20 protein-coding genes are annotated in these 22495 nt (G+C 59.8%); 7 read left to right on the forward strand and 13 right to left on the reverse strand.

The window, feature by feature from the left end; translation table 11 throughout:
- Window positions 1-54: 54 nt before the first annotated feature.
- Window positions 55-2772 (reverse strand): cation-transporting P-type ATPase, encoded by a 2718-nt coding sequence (locus tag EA797_RS05775; RefSeq protein WP_122164177.1) that lies wholly within the window; start codon window positions 2770-2772, stop codon window positions 55-57.
- A 203-nt stretch (window positions 2773-2975) separates the two neighbouring features.
- Between EA797_RS05775 and EA797_RS05780 the strand changes: the two genes are divergently transcribed.
- The 3 genes from EA797_RS05780 to EA797_RS05790 all read left to right on the forward strand — a co-directional run bounded on the left by EA797_RS05780 (window position 2976) and on the right by EA797_RS05790 (window position 6247).
- Entirely contained in the window at window positions 2976-3656 is a 681-nt protein-coding gene (locus EA797_RS05780; protein WP_122164178.1) for an SDR family oxidoreductase, read from the forward strand.
- Window positions 3657-4033: 377 nt separating this feature from the next.
- Complete coding sequence (locus EA797_RS05785; RefSeq protein WP_122164179.1) at window positions 4034-5125, forward strand: BMP family ABC transporter substrate-binding protein; 1092 nt, start codon at window positions 4034-4036, stop codon at window positions 5123-5125.
- 150 nt (window positions 5126-5275) lie between these two features.
- The gene (locus EA797_RS05790; RefSeq protein ID WP_122164180.1) at window positions 5276-6247 is read left to right on the forward strand and encodes a 2-oxoglutarate and iron-dependent oxygenase domain-containing protein; all 972 of its coding nucleotides are present in this window, start codon (window positions 5276-5278) and stop codon (window positions 6245-6247) included.
- A 127-nt stretch (window positions 6248-6374) separates the two neighbouring features.
- Here EA797_RS05790 and betA read toward each other — a convergent pair whose 3' ends face one another.
- The 3 genes from betA to EA797_RS05805 all read right to left on the reverse strand — a co-directional run bounded on the left by betA (window position 6375) and on the right by EA797_RS05805 (window position 11750).
- Window positions 6375-8051 (reverse strand): choline dehydrogenase, encoded by a 1677-nt coding sequence (betA, locus tag EA797_RS05795; RefSeq protein ID WP_122164181.1) that lies wholly within the window; start codon window positions 8049-8051, stop codon window positions 6375-6377.
- 59 nt (window positions 8052-8110) lie between these two features.
- Window positions 8111-9583: a betaine-aldehyde dehydrogenase gene (betB, locus tag EA797_RS05800; RefSeq protein ID WP_122164182.1), complete on the reverse strand. Its 1473-nt coding sequence runs from the start codon at window positions 9581-9583 to the stop codon at window positions 8111-8113.
- 100 nt (window positions 9584-9683) lie between these two features.
- Window positions 9684-11750, reverse strand: coding sequence for a choline transporter (locus EA797_RS05805; protein ID WP_122164183.1), 2067 nt, complete (start codon window positions 11748-11750; stop codon window positions 9684-9686).
- A 377-nt stretch (window positions 11751-12127) separates the two neighbouring features.
- Here EA797_RS05805 and tsaA point away from each other — a divergent pair, with 377 nt between their 5' ends.
- Window positions 12128-12826, forward strand: a complete 699-nt coding sequence (tsaA, locus tag EA797_RS05810) for a tRNA (N6-threonylcarbamoyladenosine(37)-N6)-methyltransferase TrmO (protein ID WP_122164184.1) — start codon at window positions 12128-12130, stop codon at window positions 12824-12826.
- A gap of 56 nt (window positions 12827-12882) precedes the next feature.
- Here the strand turns inward: tsaA and EA797_RS05815 are convergent, their stop codons facing one another.
- The 8 genes from EA797_RS05815 to EA797_RS05850 all read right to left on the reverse strand — a co-directional run bounded on the left by EA797_RS05815 (window position 12883) and on the right by EA797_RS05850 (window position 19894).
- Window positions 12883-15420: a penicillin acylase family protein gene (locus EA797_RS05815; RefSeq protein ID WP_122164185.1), complete on the reverse strand. Its 2538-nt coding sequence runs from the start codon at window positions 15418-15420 to the stop codon at window positions 12883-12885.
- A gap of 70 nt (window positions 15421-15490) precedes the next feature.
- Window positions 15491-15955, reverse strand: coding sequence for a DUF2489 domain-containing protein (locus EA797_RS05820; RefSeq protein WP_122164186.1), 465 nt, complete (start codon window positions 15953-15955; stop codon window positions 15491-15493).
- Between the two features lie 7 nt (window positions 15956-15962).
- The gene (locus tag EA797_RS05825; RefSeq protein ID WP_122164187.1) at window positions 15963-16154 is read right to left on the reverse strand and encodes an SEC-C metal-binding domain-containing protein; all 192 of its coding nucleotides are present in this window, start codon (window positions 16152-16154) and stop codon (window positions 15963-15965) included.
- An 8-nt stretch (window positions 16155-16162) separates the two neighbouring features.
- Window positions 16163-16660, reverse strand: a complete 498-nt coding sequence (locus tag EA797_RS05830; protein ID WP_122164188.1) for an LEA/WHy family protein — start codon at window positions 16658-16660, stop codon at window positions 16163-16165.
- A gap of 195 nt (window positions 16661-16855) precedes the next feature.
- Complete coding sequence (locus tag EA797_RS05835) at window positions 16856-17593, reverse strand: S-methyl-5'-thioinosine phosphorylase (RefSeq protein WP_122164189.1); 738 nt, start codon at window positions 17591-17593, stop codon at window positions 16856-16858.
- 14 nt (window positions 17594-17607) lie between these two features.
- A complete protein-coding gene (gene nagZ, locus EA797_RS05840; protein ID WP_122164190.1) occupies window positions 17608-18606 on the reverse strand; it encodes a beta-N-acetylhexosaminidase in 999 nt (332 codons plus the stop codon).
- 16 nt (window positions 18607-18622) lie between these two features.
- Window positions 18623-19147, reverse strand: coding sequence for a L,D-transpeptidase (locus EA797_RS05845; RefSeq protein WP_122164191.1), 525 nt, complete (start codon window positions 19145-19147; stop codon window positions 18623-18625).
- Between the two features lie 39 nt (window positions 19148-19186).
- Window positions 19187-19894 carry a TetR/AcrR family transcriptional regulator gene (locus EA797_RS05850; RefSeq protein ID WP_122164192.1) on the reverse strand — a complete coding sequence of 236 codons (708 nt, stop codon included), beginning with the start codon at window positions 19892-19894 and terminating at the stop codon, window positions 19187-19189.
- 195 nt (window positions 19895-20089) lie between these two features.
- Here EA797_RS05850 and lexA point away from each other — a divergent pair, with 195 nt between their 5' ends.
- Both lexA and sulA read left to right on the forward strand, forming a co-directional pair.
- A complete protein-coding gene (gene lexA / locus EA797_RS05855; RefSeq protein ID WP_122164193.1) occupies window positions 20090-20698 on the forward strand; it encodes a transcriptional repressor LexA in 609 nt (202 codons plus the stop codon).
- Between the two features lie 10 nt (window positions 20699-20708).
- Entirely contained in the window at window positions 20709-21185 is a 477-nt protein-coding gene (gene sulA / locus EA797_RS05860; RefSeq protein WP_122164194.1) for an SOS-induced cell division inhibitor SulA, read from the forward strand.
- A gap of 52 nt (window positions 21186-21237) precedes the next feature.
- On the opposite strand, the gene EA797_RS05865 is transcribed toward sulA, so the two are convergent.
- Window positions 21238-21474, reverse strand: coding sequence for a hypothetical protein (locus EA797_RS05865; RefSeq protein WP_122164195.1), 237 nt, complete (start codon window positions 21472-21474; stop codon window positions 21238-21240).
- 154 nt (window positions 21475-21628) lie between these two features.
- Here EA797_RS05865 and EA797_RS05870 point away from each other — a divergent pair, with 154 nt between their 5' ends.
- Window positions 21629-22468: a DMT family transporter gene (locus EA797_RS05870; RefSeq protein WP_122164196.1), complete on the forward strand. Its 840-nt coding sequence runs from the start codon at window positions 21629-21631 to the stop codon at window positions 22466-22468.
- The last annotated feature ends 27 nt before the right edge of the window (window positions 22469-22495 follow it).

Genomic DNA, 22495 nt, shown 5'->3' on the forward strand with positions numbered 1-22495 from the left:
TCGAAAGCGGAGACTGCAGGGTTCCGCTTTCGCCGCCTGGCTCTCGTACAGCTGTCAGGACGGGCCGAGGCCCAGCCGACGGAGCAGCATTTTTTCAATTTCCAGAATGACCAGCACCGCTACGCCTGCAAGCACCACGAATATGCCGGTGCTCAGAGGCAGCGCCTCGGAGGCGAACAGCGACTGCATGAATGGCGCGTAAGTGAACAGCAACTGCAGTGCGAACACACCGAACACGGCCATCAGCACGCGCGGCGTACCCTTCACACCCTCCAGGGTAAACGAGGGCGACTTCAGGTAGCGCACGCTGAAGAGATAGAACACTTCCATGCAGACCAGTGTATTGACGGCTACGGTACGCGCCGCCTCCACCGTCGCGCCCTGGGAAAGCATCCACTGGTACATGCCGAAGATGCCAGCCAGGAACAGCGCCGAGACAAAGAAGATCCGCCAGATCACGAACCGCGACAGCATAGGTTCGTCCGGCCGTCGCGGTGGACGCTGCATCACATCCGCTTCGGTAGGCTCGAACGCCAGTACCATCGCCAGCGCGACCGAGCTGACCATGTTGACCCATAGCACCTGTACGGGAGTGATCGGCAACGCGATGCCGAGCAGCACGGCAAGGAGCAGCGAAAGTGACTCACCTCCGTTGATGGGCAGCAGGAAAGTCACGGTCTTGCGCAGGTTGTCGTAGACAGTGCGGCCCTCTTCCACGGCATGCGCAATCGATGCGAAGTTGTCGTCCGCCAGAACTATCGAACCCGCCTGCTTGGCCGCCTCGGTTCCCTTCATGCCCATGGCCACGCCCACATCGGCCTGCTTCAGTGCTGGTGCGTCGTTGACGCCGTCGCCAGTCATGGCGACTACTTCACCATTGGCCTGTAGCGCACGCACCAGGCGCAGCTTGTGCTCAGGACTGGCGCGCGCGAACACTCGGGCTTCGGCAACCGCCTGGCGCATGGCCGCTTCGTCCATCTGCTCCAACTCGGGGCCGGTAATCGCCTTGACGTCATCACCCATTCCGAGCTGCCTGGCGATGGCACTGGCCGTCACACCGTGGTCGCCAGTGATCATCACTACCCGGATGCCAGCAGCGCCGCACTGTGCCACCGCGCGTATCGCCTCCTCACGTGGCGGATCGATGATGGCGACCAGCCCGAGCAAAGTGAGCTCGCTGGCGACGTCTTCATGCCCAAGCATGTCCTTGCCGTTGGGCAGGCGGCGCCGAGCAAGCGCGAGAACGCGACGACCTGCTTGCGCCTGAGCCTCGACGTGCGCGTGCCACCGCGCAGGTTCCAGAGCGAGCTCCTCACCGTCCGCCATAAGCTGATGCGAGCACATGCTCAGGATGCGTTCTGGCGCGCCCTTGACCAACACTTCGCTGCCACCGTCAGTCGTGTGCAGCGTCGCCATGAAGCGATGCTCGGACTCGAAGGGGATGACATCCAGCCGCGGACGATCGACCTTCAAGCTCGCCGGCGACAGTCCTGCCTTCATCGCCAGGGTCAGTAACGCCCCCTCGGTCGGGTCGCCTGCCAACGTCCACATCTGGTCCGTCTCGTGCAAACTGGCGTCGTTGCATAGGGCAGCTGCTTCCATCAAGCCGAGAAACGCCACCGAGCGCTCTAGCAATGCAACCGGCTCGATTGCCACGCCTTCGAACACCAGCGCTCCCTGCGGCGCGTAACCGGCGCCTTCGACCACCAGTGATTGACCCGCGCAGATCACCTCCTGCACCGTCATCTCATTGCGTGTAAGGGTGCCGGTCTTATCGGAGCAGATCACCGTCACCGAACCCAGGGTCTCCACCGCTGGCAGCCGCCGGATCACCGCGTTGCGCGTCGCCATCCGCTGCACGCCGATGGCCAGCGTGATAGTCATGATGGCCGGCAGCCCTTCCGGAATTGCCGCTACCGCAAGTCCTACGGCGGCAATGAACATCTCGCCCGCGCCCATGCCGCGTATCAGCGTCCCGAACAGAAAAAGTATCGCGCTGGTCGCGAGGATCACCATCGTCAGAACGCGGCCGAATTCTTCCATTTTGCGCAGCAGCGGCGTGGTGCCCTGCTCGACCGACTCCAGCATGCGACCTATCCGACCAATCTCGGTTGCCGCCCCGGTAGCGACGACCACTGCGCGTGCTTGCCCTTGGGTCACCAGCGTACCGGCGTAGCCCATGCAGACGCGGTCACCGATAGGCGCGTCATCGGCCACCGCCTCGACCTGCTTGTCTACCGGAACGGATTCGCCAGTGAGCGCCGCCTCGTCGATGCGAAGGTTGCGTGCCTGTAGTAATCGCACGTCCGCAGGCAGGCTGTCGCCGGAAGCCAGCAGCACCACATCGCCGGGTACCAGCTCGGCGGCATCGATGTCCTGCTGACGTCCATCACGCAACACCACCGCATGTGGAGCGAGCAGGTGGCGGATCGCCTGTAGCGCTTTCTCCGCCTTGCCTTCCTGCACAAAACCGATGGCGACGTTGAGCACCACCACGGCCAGGATCACGAAGGTATCTACCCAATGCCCCATCAATGCGGTCACCAGTGCAGCAGCGATGAGCACATAGAGCAGCACGTTGTTCAGGTGACGCATCAGTCGTTGCAACACGCTCGCGGGTTTCGCTTCGTCGAGACGGTTTGGGCCGTACCGGTAGAGACGCTCCTGCACCTGCTCGTGGGTCAAACCGGTGTTCGAGGTCTCAAGCTCACGCAACGCCTCGTCAGCCTGGCGCGCATGCCAGCGATTGGTTTGTGATTGCTGTTCGGGCATTGGATCCCCCTGATCATGATTCGCTGATGCCAAATGCGACAAAGCCGTTGCCACATGAGAGCCGAATAAGGATCAACATAGCCATCGCGGGGACATGCATTGCAACACAGATGCAGCGGTGGAATGTCGCACTGGCACGCCCCACCTCAATGTCGCGGCACCGCGCTATGCTTGATCGCCAATCCCACACTCAAGGATCTCTCATGCAAAAAACCGTACTTGTCGTTGGCGCTTCCCGTGGTCTGGGCCTCGGCCTGGCCAAGCAGTTTTCCAACGAGGGCTGGCAGGTGATTGCCACGATACGTAATCCGCAACAGTCGGATGCGCTCAAGCAAATCCCGCAGGTACGTGTAGAAACCCTCGACATGACCGATGCGCAGAGCATCGAAGCGCTTGGCAAGCGCCTGGCAGGCATGCGACTGGATGTGCTGTTCGTCAATGCCGGCGTTGCCGGGCCGCAAAACAAGCCGGCCACCGAGGTCAACGAAACGGAGGTTGGGCAGCTGTTCTTCACCAACGCCGTCGCGCCGCTGCGGCTGGCCAAACAGCTGCTGCCAATGGTCAATGCCGAGCGAGGCGCCATCGTTTTCATGAGCTCCATCCTGGGCAGCGTGGAAACCGGACCTGGCATGGGCATGTCGCTCTATGGCGCAAGCAAGGCTGCACTCAATCATATGACTCGCACATTCGTGTCGGAGCTGGGCGAGACCGGGCTCACCATATTGTCCATGCACCCGGGTTGGGTGAAGACCGACATGGGGGGTGATGAAGCTCCGTTGGATGTCGAGACCAGTACACGCGGTATGGTCGGACAGGTTACCAAGGCGCTGGGCCGTGGTGGTCATCACTACCTCGACTACAAAGGCGATCACTTGCCCTGGTGATTCGCCATCCAGACGCGGCGTCGTTCGTTGCCTTCGCAGCCTCTGGTGCTGCGTTGGTCCTGATACGTTCAGCCGTATCTGACTGGCCCCCATCGTCTTGTCTCACCGCTGCCGCATTTGTCCCGCATGCAATGAGCGTGTTGCGGACCGTCCATCGTTGAATACCGCGCGCCCAACCGCCCTCATCGCCCCAGACTGCCGCACCGCCCTAGTGCGCAGGCAACGCGCTGCGCACCACTTGTGTTCCAGAAAGGCACGCGCACTTACTCATCGTTGCCAAGTATCGCGTGCCCATACGGCGAACTGTCCAACTGGTCAGCTTTTTGCAATCTGGCAAGCAGCCGCTACGGCGTATGACACACAGGAGCGTCATCCACATGCAGAACAAACCACGGAGCACCTTGCTGCGCAGCCTCGTCGCCGCCATCGGCTTCACCACCGCATTGTCCACCGGCGCTGCCATCGCGGCCGATCCGTTGAAAGTCGGCTTCGTATACGTCGGCCCGATTGGTGACCACGGCTGGACCTATCAGCACGAAATGGGTCGTCAGTACTTGGAAAAAGAGCTCGGTGATCAGGTCAAAACGACCTTCGTGGAGAACGTAGCCGAAGGCGCCGATGCCGAGCGGGTGATTCGCAACATGGCCAAGGGGGGCTATGACCTGATCTTCACCACATCCTTCGGTTACATGAACCCGACGCTCAAGGTTGCTAAACAATTCCCCAAGGTGACCTTCGAGCACGCTACTGGCTACAAGCAGGACAAGAACCTCGGCACCTATCTGTCCCGATCGTATGAAGGACGTTATGTAGGCGGCTTTCTCGCAGCGAAGATGACCAAGAGCAAGAAGATCGGCTACATCGCATCCTTCCCGATACCCGAGGTCATCCGCGATATCAATGCCATTCAGCTGGCACTGGACAAGTACAACCCCGGCACCGAGATCAAGGTGGTGTGGGTGAATTCCTGGTTCGACCCAGGCAAGGAAGCCGATGCGGCCAACGCGCTGATCGATCAAGGTGTCGATGTGGTCTTCCAGCACACCGACAGCCCGGCACCGATCCAGGCGGCCGAGCGACGTGGCGTTTACTCCGTTGGTTACGCATCCGACATGGCTCATTTCGGCCCGAAAGCTGTGCTGACCTCCATTGTCAACGATTGGGGGCCGCACTATGCCCAGTCGGCAAAAGGCGTGATCGAGGGTACCTGGAAGCCACAGGACTTCTGGGGCGGCCTGGCAGAAGAAACCATCAGCCTACCGATCAGTGACCTGGTACCGGCTGACGTGAAAACAGAGGCAGAACAGATCATCGCCGGCATCCGCAGCGGCGAGTTCCATCCGTTCACGGGTCCCATCATGGATCAGTCCGGCGCCGTCCGCATTGCTGAAGGCGCAACCGCCAGCAACGCTGAACTGGCCTCAATGGATTACTACGTAAACGGCCTCAAAGCCGAACTGCCGAAGTAAGGCGTCCGGCAGCTTTGCAAGCCGCGCCGATGCAGGCGCGGCGTCAGGTATTGCCGCACCGTCCCTCGCTCTGAGGACCGTAGGCAGGGGGCCAAGCCCCAACGGCTGCCGGTACGAGAAGACCGCAGCGATCATTCCCCGGAGTCACCCATGAATACGCTCCCCATCATCGACATCGCGCCGCTCTTCGCCTCGGAGGAGACAGGCTGGCACGAAGTCGCCCGACAGATCGACACGGCATGCCGTGACTGGGGTTTTTTCTACATTCGCAATCATCCGATCAGCGCCGAGCGCATCGCTCAGCTGAAGGACGCTGCAGAACGGTTCTTCGGCTTGCCGGTCGAGCAGAAACTGCAGATCGATATCACCAAAAGCACGCATCACCGGGGATACGGCGCCGTTGCGACTGAACAGCTCGATCCAGCCAAGCCAAGCGACCTCAAGGAAACCTTCGACATGGGTTTCCACATGCCGCACGACCACCCTGACGTATTGGCCGGAAAACCGCTGCGCGGCCCCAACCGCCACCCCGATATCGAGGGCTGGCCCACCCTGTTCGAGCAGCATTATCAAGACATGCATTCGCTTGCCTGCACCTTGCTGCGAGCGCTGGCCGACGCGCTCGGCGTCGAATCTGCCTTTTTCGATGAGCGTTTCATCGAGCCCATCAGCGTATTCCGCATGATCCATTACCCGCCGCGTCAGACGGCTACGTCCCCGGAGCAACAAGGAGCTGGCGCTCATACCGACTATGGCTGCATCACCCTGCTCTATCAGGACGAAGCCGGCGGGCTGCAGGTTCAGAATGTGCGTGGTGAATGGATCGATGCGCCGCCAATCGAGGGAACCTTCGTGGTCAACATCGGCGACATGATGGCGCGCTGGAGCAATGATCGGTACAAGTCCACACCGCACCGGGTGATCAGCCCTCTGGGTGTCGATCGCTATTCGATGCCATTCTTCGCTGAGCCGAATCCCGACACGCTCATCAGTTGCCTGCCCGGCTGTCAGGACGAAGCCAATCGGCCCAAGTATCCGGACACCACATGTAGCGCCTATATGCTTTCGCGTTTCGCTGAAACCTACGCCTACCGCCGGGAGGCGCCAGCCGCAGCGAGCTGAGCTTGCCCTGCGTTAGAAACTCGATGGGATCAAGTATCCCGCTGCACATGGCCGCATTGGTTATAGCGAACGAAACCGGCGGGTGAAGTGCTTGCCCGCCAGCTCGTGCCGCTGCAGCGCTGGCGCATCAGGCTCGCTGTGGTTGCTTGCGCACCGGCGAGCCATTGGCGACGTAATAGGCAGCGGTGCTGCGTGGCAACGGTTGCCGACCACGGATGTGGTCAGCAATTTTCTCGGCGATCATGATGGTGGTGGCGTTGAGGTTGCCGGTGATGATCTGCGGCATGATCGACGCATCCACTACACGCAAGCCTTCAACGCCGTGCACGCGGCCCTGCCCATCCACCACCGCCATATCGTCCGTGCCCATCTTGCAGGAGCAGGATGGGTGATATGCCGTCTCGGCGTGTTCACGGACGAAGGCGTCGAGGTCTGCATCGCTCTGCGCATCCGCTCCCGGGCTCAGCTCCTTGCCACGGAAGGGGTCTAGCGCCGGCTGATTGATGATCTCCCGCGTCAGGCGTATGCCATCACGAAACTCCTCCCAGTCCTGTTCGTGGGACATGTAGTTGAACAGGATGCTGGGATCGACTTTAGGGTCCGTCGAACGAATCTGGATCCTTCCGCGGCTCGGCGAGCGCATCGACCCAACATGCGCCTGAAAGCTGTGGCCGTCATGAGCGTTACTGCCGTTATAGCTGACCGCCACCGGCAGGAAGTGAAACTGGATATTCGGCCACTCGAACGCTTCACGGCTGCGAATGAAGCCGCCGGCTTCGAACTGGTTGCTGGCGCCGACCCCGGAGCCAAGAAAAAGCCATTCAGCGCCGATGGCCGGCTGGTTCCACCACTTGAGGGCCGGATATAGCGAAACCGGCTGCTTGCACTCGTACTGCAGATACATTTCCAGATGGTCCTGCAGGTTCTGCCCAACACCAGGCAGATCATGGACAACCTGAATACCCAATCCCTTGAGCAGTGGCGCCGGGCCAATACCAGAACGTTGCAGCACCTGCGGCGAGGCGATGGCGCCGCCGCATAACAGTACTTCACGCCGTGCCCGAGCCGTGGTCGGCTGTTCACGGCCACGCAGATATTTCACGCCGATGGCACGCTTGCCTTCGAACAACACACGGTCGGTCACGGCATGGGTAACGATGGTCAGGTTCGGACGATCCTTGGCCTGGTCAAGGTAACCACGTGCAGTGCTGGCACGACGCCCATTCGGCGTGACGGTGCGGTCCATCGGACCGAAGCCTTCCTGCTGGTAACCATTGAGGTCATCGGTCTTGGGATAACCGGCCTGAACCCCAGCCTCGACCATTGCATTGAACAGCACGTTATTGCCGGGCTTGGGCGTGGCCACGCTGACCGGCCCATCGCCGCCGTGATAATCGTTAGGGCCGATATCGCGAGTTTCGGCCTTGCGGAAGTAGGGCAAGCAATCCAGATAAGACCAGTCATCGAGGCCGGGCATCGTCGCCCAGTTGTCGTAGTCCATCGCATTACCGCGGATGTAGCACATGCCATTGATCAATGACGACCCGCCCAATCCCTTGCCGCGCCCACAATCCATGCGGCGGTTGTTCATGTGCGGTTCAGGATCTGTTTTATAAGCCCAGTTATAGCGGGTGCCCTGCAGCGGATATGCCAGCGCCGCTGGCATCTGGGTGCGGAAATCCAGCCGATAGTCCGGGCCGCCCGCCTCCAGCAGCAATACGCTGACCTCGGCGTCCTCGGTCAGGCGTGCAGCCAGCGTGTTCCCAGCAGAACCGGCACCGATAATGATGTAGTCGTATTCCATGAATCCTCCTGTTGCCCGGGCGAGCAGCTGTGTTGCGCGCCCGGACCTGCTCGATCGCTCTAAAAAACCGAAGCGAACTCGCCCAGTTCCACTTGCACGGATTTCAACCGCGTGTAGTGCGCCAGCGACGAGATACCGTTCTCGCGGCCGATTCCGGATTGCTTGTAGCCACCGACGGGCATCTGCGCGGCGGACTCACCCCAGGTATTGATCCAACAGATCCCAGCTTCCATCTGATGGATGATGCGGTGCGCGCGGACCAGATCACGTGTCACGACACCGGCGGCGAGCCCATAGTCGGTATCGTTGGCGCGGCGGACTGCCTCGTCCTCATCGTCGTAGGCCAGCAGGCTGAGCACCGGCCCGAAGATTTCTTCGCGGGCGATGATCATGTCGTCGGTGCAGTCGCTGAAGATTGTCGGCGCGATGTAGGCGCCCCGGCCGAACTCGCCGCTGGTGACACGCTCGCCACCACACAGCAGTCGCGCACCCTGCGCCTTGCCCTTGGCGATATAACCGAGCACGTTCTGCATGTGCGCGAAGCTGACCATAGGACCGAAGGTGGTCCGCTCATCCTGCGGGTCACCCATACGAATGCGTTCTACCCGCTCCAGCAGCCTGGCTTCGAACTCGCCCATCAAAGCGCGCGGTACGAATACGCGGGTACCGTTGGTGCAGACCTGGCCGGAGCTGAAGAAATTGGCCATCACAGCGATATCTGCAGCCCGGTCCAGGTCTGCATCGTCGCAAACGATCAGCGGCGACTTGCCGCCCAACTCCATGGTTACGTCCTTCAACGAAGAGCTCGCCGCGCCGGCCATGACCTTCTTGCCAGTCGTCACGCCGCCTGTGAAGGAGACCTTGACGATGCGTGGATGCTCGGTAAGCAGCGCGCCGATCTCAGCGCCCGTGCCAGTCAGTACGTTGAACACACCCGCCGGCAAACCAGCCTCGGTAAAGATCTCGGCAAGCTTGAGCGCACTCAGCGAGGTCACTTCGCTGGGCTTGAAGATCATCGCATTGCCGGCAGCCAGCGCCGGCGCGGCTTTCCACAACGCAATCTGGATCGGGTAGTTCCAGGCCCCTATACCTGCGACCACGCCCAAGGGTTCTCTCCGGGTATAGACGAAGCTGGTGTCCCGCAGCGGGATTTGCTCCCCTTCGATGGCCGGCGCTAGGCCCGCGTAGTACTCCAGCACATCGGCGCCGGTAACGATATCGACGCTGCGTGTTTCCATCAGCGGCTTGCCGGTGTCGAGCGTTTCCAGCAGCGCCAGCTCGTCGTTACGCTCACGGAGCAGGTCGACGGCCTTGCGCAATACACGCGACCGCTCCATGGCGGTCATCGCGGCCCAGATCTTCTGGCCTTTTTCTGCGCTGACGACTGCTCGTTCAAGATCAGCCGCGGAGGCTTGAGCGACCTCTGCGAGCACTTCGCCGTTGGCCGGGTTGATGCTCTCGAAGAACTTCCCGCCGCTCGCATCGACGTAGGTGCCGTCTATATAGAGTTGTTGCCGCGGATAACGGGCCATTTCATACCTCTTGCAATGTCCAGGCAGCGGAGACCTCGTGGGTCACCGCTGATGTGTGGAAATGCCATGGCCGGGCCGGTAGGCCCGTCATGGCCAGGAGTCAGCTGACGCCAGGGGCGCCCGGCTCGGACGCGCCATCAGCCAAGGTGCCTTTCTCGCGCTGCAGATGCAGAAACTGCATGTGGTGTTCGTAGTGGTCGAGGATGTCCTCGATCAGCTGACGGCGCGAGTAGCCCATCAGGTCGTAACCCAGGCTACCCTGGCGCAGATGCACCTCGAGTCGGTAGTAATGCGCACTGCTGCTCTGCGTGCGCACAGCGAATGACGGCATCGAGCTGCGCACCGGCCAGATCTGATAGGTGAAATCCATCTCGCTGCCCAGGTTGACGTTGAGGATCAGATGCTCATTGCCTGCCTCACCTTCGATGATTTCCACCGGCACGCCTTTCTCGCCAAGCGCTTTCTGGATCTCTTCCATGGCTGGCTTGCACACCTCTTTGAGGTAGCGGCGGATCTGCGACAGGCTGGGGAAACTCATGGCACGCGAAAGCCGCTGACTCCAGTTCATGTGCGCGTGCTCCAGCGTCGCGCGCCCCGACAGCTGGCCCGACAGGCTCTTCTGGTAACTGTCCGTCATCACCCCTTCCACATGCAGGGCCTTGAACAACCCGACCATCATGAACAGGAGGACGATGGAGAACGGCAAGCCCATGATGACGACCGTGCCCTGTAGCGCAGTGAGCCCGCCGGCTATCAGCAGTGCCAGTGTCAACACGCCGATGATTGCCGCCCAGAGTATGCGCATCCAGACTGGCGCATCGCTGTTGGCATCTTTGAGGATGGAGGTGAAGTTGGACAGGACGAGCGAACCCGAGTCGCCCGATGTCACGAAAAACACGATGGCCAGAATGGTCGCCACTGCTGTGGTGAGCCCCGCCCAGGGCAGGCTCTGCAGGAACAGATAGATCGAGGATCCAGGGTTGGCTATCGCTTCAGCGCCGAACTCGACTGCGCCATCCATGACCATGTCGATAGCGCTGTTACCCATGATCGACATCCAGGCCATCATGAATGCCAAGGGCAGTAATAACGTACCCACGACGAATTCACGAATGGTCCGGCCGCGCGAGATACGCGCCAGGAACAAGCCAACGAATGGCCCCCACGCAATCCACCAGGCCCAGAAGAACACTGTCCAGGCGTTCAACCAGTCGGTGGGTTGATCGTAGGCGTAGGTATCGAACGACAAACTGATGAAGTTGGAAAAATAATCGCCAATGTTCATCACCAGCGCATTCAGCAGAAAGGTCGTCTGCCCGGCGAAGAGCACGAACAACAACAGGCCCACGGCCAACAGCATGTTGAATTCCGATAGCCGGCGAATCCCACGCTCCACGCCGGTCGCGGCTGATATCGCCGAGAACACTACGATCAGCACCACCAGTACGGCCTGAGTCACAGTGCCCTCTGGTACGCCGAAGATGTAATTGAGCCCGAAGTTCAGCTGGATGATGCCGATGCCAAGGCTGGTCGCGATACCGAAGACTGTGCCGAGTACTGCTGCAGTGTCGACGGTGTGCCCGATCGGCCCGTAGATTTTCTTGCCGAAAATCGGATACAGCGATGAACGAATCGACAGCGGCAAACCCTGGCGGTAACTGAAATAGGCCAAGGACATGCCGACAAGCGTATACACGCCCCAGCCAGACAGGCCCCAATGCAGAAAGGTAAGTTCCATGGCGTGGCGGGCGGCCTGCACGGTGCCACCCTCGCCCACTGGCGGTTCGAGGAATTGGGTGATGGGTTCTGCGATGCAGAAAAACAGCAGGTCGATCCCGATACCCGCCGAAAACAGCATTGCCGCCCAAGTCACGACGTTGAATTCAGGCTTGGAGTGATCAGGGCCAAGCCTGATCTTGCCGTAGCGACTGGTGGCGATAACGACCACGAAGAGAAGGTATATCAGTACGGCCAGAAAGTAGAACCAACCGAAAGTGTTGGATATCCAGCCAAGCACAGCGTTAATCACGACCAGCGATGAGTCGGTAAAGAACATCGTCCATATCGCGAACACCACGATGGCGATGGCGGAACTGTAGAAAACAACCGGATTGATGCGGTCCGGCGATGTATCAGTGCCATTGGGTGAGAGCTCAGCCTCGTTCATCCGTTCTTCTCCTGAACTTTTCTGGCTTATTAGGGCATCGCAAGGCGATGAGAGCGGCAGCGACTATGCGCTGCCAATGTGGCAGCGAAGTCGCTGCACAAAAGATGGCCATACCAGAGGTGATATGCCGAGTAATGCCGACTGCGATGCAGATGCGGCGGCGAACCCTGCTACTGCGTAGCCAATTTCAAACGTAGCTCATATTCCAAAAAAGGGCGGGCATCATACTCGAATACGCTCAACTTTGCAGACCAAGCCTTGCTCAGACCTTCATCAGCAGGAAACGTTTCGAGATACATGCATGGCGCCATACAAGCATTGAAGCCCTATAAGCGCGCTTTGGTTAAGATGCGACTTTCAGAACCCAAGCAGCGGCCATGACTCATACCGTTTCCCCAGTTGGCTATATGCGCTCCTGCTTCAAGGAGAAATTCGCCATACCGAGACAACCTCATCTAGCGCCAGCGGCGCGCGGCATGCTGGAGCTGATTCCTCCATTCGACCAGGCCCACGCGCTGGATGGACTGGAACAGGTCAGTCATGTCTGGCTGCTGTTTCTGTTTCACCAGGCGCTTGAGGCCGAACCGCGCCTGCGCGTGCGACCACCGCGGCTGGGTGGGAACACAATGGTGGGGGTATTCGCAACTCGCTCGACACATCGCCCAAATGGCATCGGGCAGTCTGTCGTCAGACTCGAGCGGATCGAACCTGGCCGCCTTTACCTGTCTGGTATTGACTTGCTCGATGGCACACCGGTTATCGACATCAAGCCTTATGTGCCTTACGCCGACGCCATCACAGATGCCCATAACGGGCTGGCTGAGGGCGCACCGAAACGCATTGAAGTGCAGTGGACGGAAACCAGCCTGTACCAGGCCCGCAGCGAAGCGGCGCGGCTGAATGAGCCGCTGCACGCCCTCATCGAGCAATGCCTGGCGCAGGACCCACGGCCGGCCTATCAGACACCCTCACCGGAGCGACGCTATGGCACTCGGTTATGGGATGTAGATGTACGCTGGCACTACACCAATCTGACGACCATTACCGTGCTGGAAGTGGTCAGGGCGGAAAGCTAGAGGGCTGGCGAAGCCTGGACCTGCGCCGCACATGCTGCAGGCGGCGCAGATCCACATTACGGCGTTGCGGGGGTGAGCAGCAGGCGCTGGGTACCGTAGACCTTATCCAAGTTTTCAGACTTGAAGGGGAAGCTCATATACCCACCTTTCAGCCAGGCTTCGATGCCATCAGCGTAATGCGGGCTGGCAGGGTTGCCGGACTGGCCGGAGCTATTGAGCCCGATCATTGGCTCATCGCGTCCGAAGTCGACGATGATGCGCATCGCAGGTACCAACCAGGTGTCGAAACTGTCCCCCCAGCGGTAGGCGGCCACGTTGAGGGTGCTGTGATCACCACCGGCGGCAATGGGACCGCGGTCCAGGTAATTGCTGATGGTATTGATGCCGGCTCGCTGGCTGGCTGCCATGTAAGGTGCCAGCTGCGTAGTGCCGGTTTTCCAGCTGTAGGTATGCAAGCGCCCCCAGCTCCACGCGTTGCGATCAACACCCTGTGCAGCTTCCATGCGGGCGACTGCAGCCGCAAGGGATCGCGCCAGGATCGCGGGCTTGTCTTCCTGCTGAGGCGTGCGTTGATCGTTCCAGAAGGGGCTGTCGTCACGCCCTAACAAGTGGTCCGCCTGGGCTGAATAGGAGGAGTTGGCTGTCTCGACCAGAGCTTTCCACGCAGCGCTGCTCTCCGGCCCCAGCTCGTCGAGAAATATCTGGCGCGCCGATTCCATCAGAAAGGCTTCGTAAAGCGCTGCATCGGATGAGTCGGCTGCGAGCTTGCCGTCGAAGCTCAGTAGCCGAGAAAGCGCTTCGCGCGCCCTGCTTCGTTCAGGCTCGGCCAGCGAATCGATGGCCGACTTCAGTGGGCCAGACATTCCTGGCGCCTGAAGCATGGTCTGCAGCTTGGCGGCGAAAGTTGTCGTCTGGTCGTACTGCATCGCTATGACACTGCGCGTGTCGTGCCTGCCCTGAGCCAGCAGTTGGGCGATGCGCTCGGCTCGCTCCGGGTAATACCATGAATTGGAGAGCTGCATGCCATAACCCTTCGCAACGGTGCGTTCGTTAGCCGTCGCCAACCAGCCCTTGCCCGGATCCTGATCGTAGGGATGCAGCATGGGATCTGCATAACCGTCCCAGTCGTAACGGCCATCCCAGCCCGGAGAAGGCATCAGGCCCAGTCCTGCGCGGCGATTGGGATAACGCCCGGTGACTTGCCACCCCGTCCCGTTCTGGTCGGCAAACACGACGTTCAGCGCCGCTGCCCGAATGTCTCGGGTCGCTTCGAACGCCTGATCGACCGATTGCGCGCGGGTCAGATCGAAGAAGGCGTCCAATGTCTGGTCCCCATCCAACGCCGCGGTTTTCAGCGCCAAGCCGTAGCCACTGCTCAGCTGCAAGGGCTGCAGAGGATGCTTGCGCTCACCAAGGACGCTATTGAGCAGCGGCCCGTTTCGCGTCTCGTAGACCGTTTCACGGATCGGTCGCTCGCCCTTTATGATGAAGGTTTCGTGGCGTTCGCGGGCCGGCAGCCATTTGCCATCGGCAAGATATTGCAGGCGACCACCTTCGCGACGCACCTGTTCGAGGTACACATCCTGCGTATCGCCCATGACCATGGTCATGCCCCAGCCGAGCTTGCCATTGAAGCCTGCTACCACGGCTGGCACGCCGGCGATCGTTACCCCTGCGGCCTGGAATTTCGGCGAGCGGATCTGCACGAAATTCCAGTAAGAAGGCATGGATAACGGAAGGTGCGTGTCGTTTGCCATCAACGGCTTTCCACTGCGGGTGTTGCTGCCGGAGATCGCCCAGTTGTTGGAGGCAGCGACACCCAGCATGTTCAGCGAAGCGACCTGCGAGGCTGCCGCATCAACCGCCGCGAGCCCCGGAATGTCACCGCCCAGCTTCAGACCCTTGAGCTTGTCAGCCTCTGCGAACGGCAGCGACTCGTCCGGGTAGGTGGGTAGCAGCCAAGGGAGCCTGTCGCTGCCAACTTTCTGCGCAAGCACCAGTGCTGCCAGCTCTTCCTGAAGATTGACCGCCAGCCCGAAGTTGAGCAGGCAGAAAACCAGGACCGAATCTTCTGCCTTCCAGTACTCGGGCGTATATCCGGCTGCGGCCAGGTCCATCGGCAACTTGTCCCGATGGCGGAACATGTAGGCATTGACCCCTCGAGCGTAGACCTCGAAGAAGCGCTTGAGTCGCGGCGAGCTGTCGCGGTACAGCACGGCTGCGCTTTGCCGCAGATTTGCGGCGCGCATGAATCGGTCTATTTCCAGAACGCCGGGCCCGGCCATCTCGGCCAGACGCCCCTCTGCCATCAGCCGCATACTGACCATCTGACTCAAACGGTCGGTTGCGTGAATGTACCCCAACCCGAACAGCGCATCGTGAAAGGTGGCTGTCTCGATCAAAGGCATACCGAGCGAGTTGCGCCGGATGCTAACGCTCTTGTCCAGCCCCGTGATGGCCTGAACACCTTGCGCGGGCGGCAGGCTGTCGCTGTAGCGACTGTCCAGATAAGCCTGACAGCCAGTGAGACCGCTAGCCGCCAAAGCAGCGCCGAGCGTCAGACGAACCAGAACAAACGACAGGCGCAGAGACATCAACGGCTCCTTACAGGCAGGGCAGTACGAAAACAGAGGATAGATGGTGTGGCGCGTTGTGCCGCCTTGCTCAGGCGGCTTCGCTGTTCTTCGGCAGTACTTCGTCCAGCAACCAGCGTGCGGAACGACGCGCCTCAGCCTTGTGCTGCAGTTCCAGCGCGCTGAAGTTGGCCTCATGCCGGCGGCGCTCGGTTTTATCCAGCGCCTTCCAGGCTGAGTGTGTCGGTACCTGCTCGGTGGCCTCGAACAACAACTGAAAGACCTGGCAGCGAGGATCCTGACCCAGGTTCGAATCGTAATTGTCGAGCAGCACCTTGATTCGAATCGCGCCTTCGATCAGAGGTACCTGCTCTTGCAGCAAGCTGCCGGCAAGGACCCGCAGGTCAGCTGCCAGAGCGGCATGCTGCTGAGCCTGCTGGTCCGCCAGCTGGCGCTCTCTGCCCCAGACCCGCCGCCACAGATACAACGCGTAACCGGCCAGTGCCGCTATCAGCAGCAGGCCGGTCAAGAGTAATGTGATGGCAAGGGGCGTCATACTCGGCTCAGGCTCCGTGGCACTTCTTGAACTTCTTATGGCTGCCGCACGGGCAGGGATCGTTACGACCCACATCCTTTAGCGGGTTTCGAACCGGGTCATGACTATGGTTGCAATGTGGACCATGCACATGGCCATGATGGTCATGGTCGTGATCATGGTTGCAATCGGGACCGTGCACGTGAGCTTCCTGATTCATCGGTACTGCTACTCCGGGATAAAGTTGCCGGGGATTATCTCGCCATTGGTGGAGATGTGCACGCGCCGACCCAGCATTAGGCCCGTTTTCAACTCTCCATCCAGACGATAGGCAATGGGCCGGTCCGGCTTTTCAAGCAATCGAACGATGTACTTCATGTGCTTCCAGAGATTGGTATGGATCGGCACTTCGTAATATTCGAAGCTTTTGCCTGCCACCGTCGTCCAGCCACTGGACTCCCCGCTCGCCAACTCGATGTCATTGAGGTGGACGGTATAGAGCAGGCCGCGCACAGGCAGGCTCTGCTCATTCGGGTTGTCGATGCGAAAACGCAGCATGAACTGCTGCTCGAGAAGTCTTGCCTTGATGATCTCGACGTCCTTGAGTTGAACGCGAGGGTCCTGGAAGTCACTACTGAACCAGGTTGAGCAGCCCACGAGGCCGGACAGCAGGCTCAATAAAACCACAGCTCTGAATGTTCTTCTTATAGGTGCGTGGCAAAGCATTCCGGTACTCCATAGGACGCCCAAGTGTAGCAAGCAGCGAATCGCCTGCAATGGATGTTTGGCGAAATTAGCAGCCACCTGCTACGTCTTTGCTACCACTACCATACCGTTGTTGCGAACCGGTGCCCAATACGGTCACTGACATCGCGCCTTCCAATGCCGCACGACACCTTCCAAATTAGCTTGCCGGTCAAATTAGCTTGCCAGTGCCCGAGCAAGCACCGCCCGTGTTTTGACTATACCTTCGGCCAGCGCGGCTTCGATCTGCGCCATGGTGATGACGCCGCTGGTCTTGCCGGCGGCGGGATTGACCACAAGCGCCAGGCAGGCATAGGGCAATTCAAGCTCTCGAGCGAGGACCGCCTCGGGCATCCCGGTCATCCCGACGATGTCACAACCATCACGCTCCATCCTGGCGATTTCCGCAACCGTCTCTAACCGCGGCCCCTGGGTACAGCCATAGACACCGTGACTGCTGAAGAGAAAACCCTCGGCCGCAAGCCCGGCTATCAGACGTTGACGCAGCGGTTCATCGTAGGGATAGCTGAAGTCGATATGGGTGACATGATCGATGTTGCCCTCGAAGAATGTATGTTCGCGGCCATAGGTGTAATCGATAACCTGATGGGGCACGCACAGATGCCCGGCTCCCATCGCAGAGTGAATGCCGCCCACCGCATTCACAGCAATGATCGCCTGAGCTCCCGCATTCTTCAGCGCCCACAGGTTGGCTCGATAATTCACCTGATGCGGCGGTATGCGATGCGGGTGGCCATGACGAGCAAGGAACAGCACATCACGCTCTGCATAGCGACCACGTAGGATATCGGCAGAGGGCGAACCAAAAGGCGTTTCCATCGGCACTGCTTCATCGATGGTCAACCCAGGGAGTTCAGTCAGGCCGGTGCCGCCGATAATGGCGTGAACTGTCATCTTCATTTCCTTAATCATGCAATCAGTTCAGCGGACTTAAGCACCGCAAGCGAGGCACGCCAACGCGGATTCTGCTTGTACTCCATCGAGCACACTTCGCGGGCCTGCATCTTGATTAGTGCCGGAGATGGCTGTACGCCCAGGCGCTGAAGGGCAGAAAGCGCCAGTTCAGCCGCGCCACGGTCGTTGCAGACCAGGCCCATGTCACAGCCAGCCATCAGTGCCGCCTCGATGCGACTCGCCGCATCACCGACCACATGGGCTCCGGCCATCGACAGATCATCGCTGAAGATCACGCCGTGAAAGCCGAGCTCGCCCCGGAGGATATCCTGCAGCCAACGCCGAGAAAATCCGGCCGGTTTATCGTCGACTTGCGGGTAGATCACATGCGCAGGCATGACCGCATCAAGCTCTCTAGCCAATTGCCGGAACGGCAACATGTCACGCGCACGGAGCTCGTCCAGGCTACGCACGTCGACAGGAATCGCGACGTGGGAGTCCGCTTCAGCCCAGCCATGGCCTGGGAAATGCTTACCGGTAGCAGCCATCCCGGCGCTATGCATGCCTCTGATAAACGCCCCGGCCAGCTCGGCGGCGCGCTGCGGTTCGCCCTCGAACGCACGAGAGCCAACTACGGCACTGCGCTGGTAATCGAGATCAAGTACCGGAGCGAAGCTGATGTCCAGCCCGACGCCGAGTACCTCAGTCGCCATCACCCATCCGCACGTTTCGGCCAGCTCAAGCGCATCGGCGCGCGTTGCGAACTCGCGCATCGCTGGAAGCCGCACGAACTCGTTTCGCAATCGCTGAACGCGCCCGCCTTCCTGGTCCACCGCCAGCAAAATGTCTGGCCGTACCGCGCGAATCGCTCGGCATAACGCCAGCACCTGACGCGGGTTTTCTATATTGCGGGCGAACAGGATCAGCCCACCTACTTCCGGCTGGCGCAGCAGGTGACGATCCTCAGCGGTAAGCCAGGTGCCTGCAATGTCCAGCATTAACGAGCCATGCATATAAGTGAGCGAGTCCTTAATCTAGCGTTGCGCTCGACCAATCCGGGCATGCAGCTTCGCCGATATAAACGGCGCAACCGGTAGGCACCAGATCGAACAGATCGAGCAAGTCAGCATTGCGCAATCTGACGCAGCCGTGTGAGAGCGGCACACCCATGGGTTCTGAATCAGGCGTGCCGTGTAGATAGATGTAGCGGCGGAAGGTATCGACATCCCCCAGGCGGTTGTATCCGGGTTCAGAGCCGCTGAGCCAGAGGATACGGGTAAGAATCCAGTCGCGCCCCGGGTGTTGTTCGTGCAACACGGGTGTCCAGACCTCGCCCGTCCAACGCCGGCCTCGCAATACCGCGCCAAATGGCAGACCATCACCTATGCGCGCCCGTACCCGATGGGCGCCACGCGGCGTGCACCCGGAACCATTACGTTCGCCTGCGCCGTTGCGAGCGGTCGACACAGGCATCCTGACCCGAAGTCGGGAGCCCACGAAGCCGTAGAGCATCTGGTCAGCGATAGATATGTGGAGAAAATCGAGTGTGGTCATGGGCGGCAAGCTTAGCCGATCAGTCCCTGACCGTGCACCCTAGCCCTTGGCCGGCATGGCGAGTGCGTTACGCCGAGCGATCGGATGGGCCTGGGCCAGGTTTGGATCGGCTACACCTGAGTCCGCCCGCATGCCCGCTGCCAGAAAAGGAACCATCATGCGCATGACCTGCTCGATCGAAGTCCGTGCGCCAAAGTCATTTTCTGCAATGGCACGCAGCGCCTTGATACCAGACATGCTGAACGCGGCGGCCCCGAGCATGAAATGTACGCGCCAGAACAGCTCGATCGGCGGAATAGCAGGTGCGGCTTCGTGTACGCGTTGCATGTAGCGGCGGAACACCTTGCCATACATGTCTTCGAGATAGCGCCGCAAGTGGCCCTGGCTTTGGCTGAAGGACAGCCCCAGTAGACGCATGAAAATCGACAGGTCATTGCCGCTGCGGGGAGTAACCGCTAGCGCTTGCTCGACAAGGATCTCGAGCAGCTCTTCAAGATTTTCTTTCCTGTCCGACTGGGCTTCACGCCGGTCCAGCTCACGCTCGAGACTCATGCAGAACGGGCCCAGGAATCGCGAGAACACAGCTTGAATGAGAGCCTTCTTGGAGCCGAAGTGATAGTTCACAGCTGCGAGATTGACGCCAGCCTTGCTGGTGATCAGGCGAAGCGAAGTTTCGGCGAAGCCTTTCTCAGCGAACAGTTGTTCCGCTGCATCAAGAATACGCTCCACTGTTTCCGACTGCGCCATGCCCCCTCCCCCGACGAACGACTGTTTGAAACTTACGTTTCAACCCCTGGCAAGTCAATAAAGAAAGCGTCCGAGGAACTTTCCAAGCATATAAAGCTTGCCCGAACGCCCACCAACCTTCAACGAAACAACGATTGCCAAGCACAAGGCACTGTATATAATCCCAGTCACTGTATAAAAGAACAGAGACCACCCATGATCAAGCTGACCCCCCGCCAGTCAGAAATTCTTGCCTTCATCAAGAGAAGCCTTGAAGACAACGGTTATCCGCCGACGCGGGCCGAAATTGCTCAGGAGCTGGGTTTCAAGTCGCCCAACGCTGCCGAGGAACACCTCAAAGCCCTGTCCCGCAAGGGCGCTATCGAGATGACGCCAGGCGCCTCACGGGGAATACGCATTCCGGGGTTCGAGCCAGCTGCCGAAGAGAGCGGTCTGCCTGTGATTGGTCGCGTAGCTGCTGGCGCGCCAATTCTAGCGCAACAGCATGTCGAAACATCCTGCCAGATTGATCCTTCATTTTTTCAGCCAAAGGCCGATTACCTATTGCGTGTGCAGGGTATGAGCATGAAAGACATCGGCATTTTCGATGGCGATCTCTTGGCTGTTCACACCACACGGGAAGCGCGTAACGGGCAAATCGTAGTAGCCCGCATCGACGATGAAGTCACGGTTAAACGCTTCAAGCGCGAAGGCAGCAAGGTGTGGCTGCTGGCAGAGAACACCGAGTTTGCACCAATCGAGGTCGATCTCGAGCAACAGGAACTGGTTATCGAAGGTTTGAGCGTCGGCGTGATTCGTCGATAAGGAGAGGTTCATGCAGTATCAACCCCAACCCACCGCTGGCAAGCCGCCGCAGCTCTCTCTATTCGAGGGGCTGATCGCACACCGTCGAACGCCGTTTGGGGATGTCATACCTGCGCCCAAGCCTGCCGACGATCGTCTCAGTGAAATGACCCTGAGCGGCAGCGGTGATCATTGCCGCCTGTTACTCGCCCCTATCCTCAGAGACCTCAGCGAGGCAGCAGACACACGCTGGTTGACCTTGATAGCTCCGCCTCCAGCGCTCTCGCAGAGCTGGCTGCGGGAGACCGGATTCAACCGTGATCGCATTCTGTTGCTGCAAGCTCGAGAAACCCAGGGTGCACTCGAATTGGCATGCAAAGCACTGGTGTCAGGGTGCAGCCACACCGTGATTACCTGGTTTCCGCGTCTCGATAAAGCCAGTCGCTTGAAGCTGCGTGTGGCAGCAGCTCAAGGCAATGCGCAAAGCCTGAACATACGACTGGGCTGACCGCTGATATCACCGGCATATGGATGTGCCGAAAGCCCTTCCCGAAGCGCGCTCAATGCAACGTTTGCGGCCCCTCTTCATCTCGCTCGAATTCCCCCTCTGACACGCGCCCTGCCATCTGCACGCCTATATTGAACATCGCCTTGGCGATTTCGACGTGCTGACCCTGCAGAAAAGTCTTGGCGTCATCGGAAAATCCCAGTGTCACCAACACGCCTTCATCCTCAGCGCGACGCAGCACGATGGTGCCGTCGGGTAGCTCGACGATTTCCAGAAAAGACGTTGGCATGTATCTGCTCCCCGTGAAACGGCGCATTGTACCAGTCGACCAACCTCTCGGCAGCCCTCGGATTCGTAGCGGGTCGCGCAGATAGCAGGAATCTGATGCTTCTGAGCGCGCAGGCACAGTAGGATGGCCCGCCTGTAAGACGAACCTAGCCCAGATGACCCTAAGAACGCTGTTGCTAACCATGTTGGCCATGCTCGCCTTCGCGGGCAATTCCCTGCTATGCCGGGTGGCGCTGCGTGAAAGCCAAATCGACCCAGCCAGCTTCACAGCATTGCGCCTGGCCGCTGGCGCTCTGGTGTTGTGGCTGCTACTGCTCATTCGCCGCCAGCATGCCAAGGGATCTGGCAACTGGTTCGGCGCAATTGCGCTGTTCGGTTACGCAGCCGCTTTTTCCTATGCTTACGTAGAACTCGATGCAGGTGCCGGCGCCCTGCTGCTCTTCGGTGCAGTGCAGTTGAGCATGGTTTCATGGGGCCTCATACAAGGTGAGCGCCTGAGCCGACTGCAGATCGGGGGCATGATCATGGCAGCAGGCGGACTAACCGCTCTGCTGGTGCCGGGTACGAGTACACCTTCGGCCTCATCCTCGCTATTGATGGTAATCGCCGGGAGTGCTTGGGGAGCTTACTCGCTGCTCGGAAAAAGAACGCCCGACCCACTGGCGGCAACCGCAGGAAACTTCATTCGTACTTTGCCGATGGTAGCAGTGTTATGCCTGATAGCCTGGAACGATGCGGAGTGGGACAAAGCTGGCGTCATCTATGCGCTACTCTCCGGTGGCTTGGCCTCTGGAATTGGTTATGCCATCTGGTACGCCGCGATTCCAGGCCTTGCAGCGGTTCAAGCAGCAAGTGTGCAGCTGAGCGTCCCGCTCATCACTACGCTAGGTGGGATCTTGCTGTTGGGCGAAGCCATGACCGGCAGATTGCTCGCAGCTGGCTTGGCAATCCTGGGCGGCATCATATTGGTGTTGCGTTTCAAGTCTCGCACTTGAAGGTGCGCCCGATCGCATAGTCACCTG

Source organism: Stutzerimonas zhaodongensis (genome assembly GCF_003696365.1).
Classification (GTDB): Bacteria; Pseudomonadota; Gammaproteobacteria; order Pseudomonadales; family Pseudomonadaceae; genus Stutzerimonas; species Stutzerimonas zhaodongensis.

Bases quoted from the DNA above. Each gene is read 5' to 3' on its own strand.
- EA797_RS05775 (WP_122164177.1), bottom strand. From the start codon at position 2,772: ATGCCCGAACAGCAATCACAAACCAATCGCTGGCATGCGCGCCAGGCT.
- EA797_RS05780 (WP_122164178.1), top strand. From the start codon at position 2,976: ATGCAAAAAACCGTACTTGTCGTTGGCGCTTCCCGTGGTCTGGGCCTC.
- EA797_RS05785 (WP_122164179.1), top strand. From the start codon at position 4,034: ATGCAGAACAAACCACGGAGCACCTTGCTGCGCAGCCTCGTCGCCGCC.
- EA797_RS05790 (WP_122164180.1), top strand. From the start codon at position 5,276: ATGAATACGCTCCCCATCATCGACATCGCGCCGCTCTTCGCCTCGGAG.
- betA (WP_122164181.1), bottom strand. From the start codon at position 8,051: ATGGAATACGACTACATCATTATCGGTGCCGGTTCTGCTGGGAACACG.
- betB (WP_122164182.1), bottom strand. From the start codon at position 9,583: ATGGCCCGTTATCCGCGGCAACAACTCTATATAGACGGCACCTACGTC.
- EA797_RS05805 (WP_122164183.1), bottom strand. From the start codon at position 11,750: ATGAACGAGGCTGAGCTCTCACCCAATGGCACTGATACATCGCCGGAC.
- tsaA (WP_122164184.1), top strand. From the start codon at position 12,128: ATGACTCATACCGTTTCCCCAGTTGGCTATATGCGCTCCTGCTTCAAG.
- EA797_RS05815 (WP_122164185.1), bottom strand. From the start codon at position 15,420: ATGTCTCTGCGCCTGTCGTTTGTTCTGGTTCGTCTGACGCTCGGCGCT.
- EA797_RS05820 (WP_122164186.1), bottom strand. From the start codon at position 15,955: ATGACGCCCCTTGCCATCACATTACTCTTGACCGGCCTGCTGCTGATA.
- EA797_RS05825 (WP_122164187.1), bottom strand. From the start codon at position 16,154: ATGAATCAGGAAGCTCACGTGCACGGTCCCGATTGCAACCATGATCAC.
- EA797_RS05830 (WP_122164188.1), bottom strand. From the start codon at position 16,660: ATGCTTTGCCACGCACCTATAAGAAGAACATTCAGAGCTGTGGTTTTA.
- EA797_RS05835 (WP_122164189.1), bottom strand. From the start codon at position 17,593: ATGACAGTTCACGCCATTATCGGCGGCACCGGCCTGACTGAACTCCCT.
- nagZ (WP_122164190.1), bottom strand. From the start codon at position 18,606: ATGCATGGCTCGTTAATGCTGGACATTGCAGGCACCTGGCTTACCGCT.
- EA797_RS05845 (WP_122164191.1), bottom strand. From the start codon at position 19,147: ATGACCACACTCGATTTTCTCCACATATCTATCGCTGACCAGATGCTC.
- EA797_RS05850 (WP_122164192.1), bottom strand. From the start codon at position 19,894: ATGGCGCAGTCGGAAACAGTGGAGCGTATTCTTGATGCAGCGGAACAA.
- lexA (WP_122164193.1), top strand. From the start codon at position 20,090: ATGATCAAGCTGACCCCCCGCCAGTCAGAAATTCTTGCCTTCATCAAG.
- sulA (WP_122164194.1), top strand. From the start codon at position 20,709: ATGCAGTATCAACCCCAACCCACCGCTGGCAAGCCGCCGCAGCTCTCT.
- EA797_RS05865 (WP_122164195.1), bottom strand. From the start codon at position 21,474: ATGCCAACGTCTTTTCTGGAAATCGTCGAGCTACCCGACGGCACCATC.
- EA797_RS05870 (WP_122164196.1), top strand. From the start codon at position 21,629: ATGACCCTAAGAACGCTGTTGCTAACCATGTTGGCCATGCTCGCCTTC.